This window comes from Mesorhizobium sp. M0571 (assembly GCF_040320985.1).
Taxonomy (GTDB): domain Bacteria; phylum Pseudomonadota; class Alphaproteobacteria; order Rhizobiales; family Rhizobiaceae; genus Mesorhizobium.
Genome location: NZ_JAMYQT010000127.1, coordinates 1 through 2,301, shown reverse-complemented (window position 1 = coordinate 2,301; position 2,301 = coordinate 1). Strand labels below are relative to the sequence as shown.

1 protein-coding gene is annotated in these 2,301 nt (G+C 62.1%); it reads left to right on the top strand.

Features of this window, described 5'->3' with window-relative positions; genetic code table 11:
* Window positions 1–649 precede the first annotated feature (649 nt).
* Window positions 650–2,254 (top strand): group II intron reverse transcriptase/maturase, encoded by a 1,605-nt coding sequence (ltrA, locus tag NKI85_RS37600; RefSeq protein WP_352532739.1) that lies wholly within the window; start codon window positions 650–652, stop codon window positions 2,252–2,254.
* Window positions 2,255–2,301 lie beyond the last annotated feature (47 nt).

Below are 2,301 nucleotides of genomic sequence, written 5' to 3'. Positions count from 1 at the left end.
CCCGTCAGTGCGCCAAGCACAGCCCTCTAACTCTTTGACCAGAAAGGAGAAAAGCCGAGTTGGAAGACTAGCCACCAACATCTCCGGAGGGCGAAAAACCCTCCCCGCCACACGGTGCAGCGTGGGGCGCGAAGCGAACGGGTGAGGCCGACCGGGTGCTTCCGGAGAGCCGTAAATCAGCAGAACCCGTTAAAGCCGGGCGTGAGGGAACTTCCGATCCCGAGAACGGCCCGGCCAGCAAGTCCGCCATGGAGAGGGAAACCGAACCGATGGCCGAAGCCCCGTCAGGAGGTTCCTCACCGACTCGGAAGTGGGTGAGGCAGTCGAAAGACTTGTGGAGTGCCGACGCGCGATTGATGGGTGCGCGTCAGGGATGTCGGGGAAACCCGCCATCAGCGTCCGGAAAAGCCTGCAAGGCCCGGAAGCCGGATTCCACACGGGGTAGAGTCGGCTCCTACAGCGGACGAGGAGCAGCTGGTGGAACTTGGGAACCTGCCCGCGTTGCCGACCCTCACGGGATCGGCTGGCCGAAGCGACCGGCGAACGCGCGAAGCGGGGGCGGAGCCTGCGTAGTAGTCCGAGGACGGGAAAGCCGTCCGCATGGCGAAGGCGGGCAGTGGATACATTTTGCAAGCAGGAGAGGGACACCATGTCCGACACGGTGAATACCGGGTTTATTCTCGACATGCAGCGCAAGCTGTATCGGTGGAGTGCCGCGAACCCCGACAAGACGTTTGCGGATCTGTTCAATATCGTATGCGATCGCGGAACGCTGCTTCATGCCTGGCAACGGCTGGCTCGTAACAGGGGCAGCAACACGCCCGGCACGGACGGCGTGACGCGCAAGGCGGTCGAAGGGCGACCCGATGGGGTCGCAGGCTTTCTAGAGGACATCCGGCGAGACCTGCGACAGGGAACTTACCGGCCTGAACCTGTCCGGCAGAGGCTGATACCAAAGCCGGGTAAACCGGGAAAGTTCCGACCCTTGGGTATACCCACGCTCAAAGACCGACTGGTCCAGATGGCGCTCAAGCTGGTGCTGGAGCCGATCTTCGAGGCGGACTTCTATCCGACCTCGTATGGCTTCAGACCCGGCCGGAGCACCCATGACGCGCTCGCCAGGGTGCGTCACAAGTTGAACCCGACATCGGCCGGTTCCTCGCGGACCCGGTATGTGATCGAGGGGGATATCAAGGGGTGCTTCGATGCCATCGATCATCACGTGCTGATGGAGCGCGTGCGACGCCGCGTCCGGGACCGCAAGGTCCTGCGGCTCGTGCTCGCCTTCCTGAAGGCCGACATCATGATCGAAGGCAGCCTTCGGCACCCGGTGACCGGCACCCCGCAAGGGGGAATCGTCTCGCCGCTTTTGGCCAACGTCTATCTGACGGCCATAGACGAGAGATACCGGCGCTGGGTTCCCAACCCGCGCGACAAGACCCGCGAGCGGGCGCAACAGCGTCTGCAATCCGACTATCAACGTGGTCGGCCGGGCTTCTACATCGTGCGATACGCGGACGACTTCGTCGTTCTCGTGCAGGGAACGCAACAAAATGCCGAAGAAGAGCGTCTGGCGCTGGCGCAGTTCCTGAAAGAGGAATTGCGCATGGAGTTGTCGATGGAAAAGACCAAGATCACCGATGTCCAGGAAGGCTTCGACTTTCTCGGTTATCGGGTCGCGCAGGTCAGGATGCCGTCATCTGACCGGCGTGTCGGCCTGCTCTTCATTCCGAAGGGCAAGTCGCAGTTCCTACGCGACAAGATCAAGGTCAAGGTGAGGGAAAGGCCAACAGGCCAGACCCTTGCTGAACTCATCGACGACCTCAACCCGGTCATCATCGGCTGGCGCAACTACTACCGCTATGCCACACGGGCATGGAGGGAGTTCAGCAAGCACGATTGGTGGCTGTACCGGCGCATAAAGTACTGGCTCGGGAAGAAACACGGCAAGGCGTCTGGAAGGACACTGCGCCGTATATACGCCGAGTCGGGAGCCGGGAAAGGCGGCAGTTGGCGAGTGGGCGGGAAGAAACTCGCCCGGTTCGCCGACACCAAACGCCCGCGATACCCGGACCGGGGCCTTCGCATACCGAACGGATGGAACGACCCGGATGAGCACTTCCGAAAAGGGGATGCCACCTTCTGGGAGTCGACCAACGCCTTCGCCACGCTGCGAGGGTCACCCGTGGCCGAAGCCACGCATGGAGAGCCGGATGCTTGGAAACTTGCACGTCCGGTTCGGAGCGGGGGATGAAGAGACCTGCCTCGGAGACGAGGTAAGGCGCTTCATCCCTACTCTAC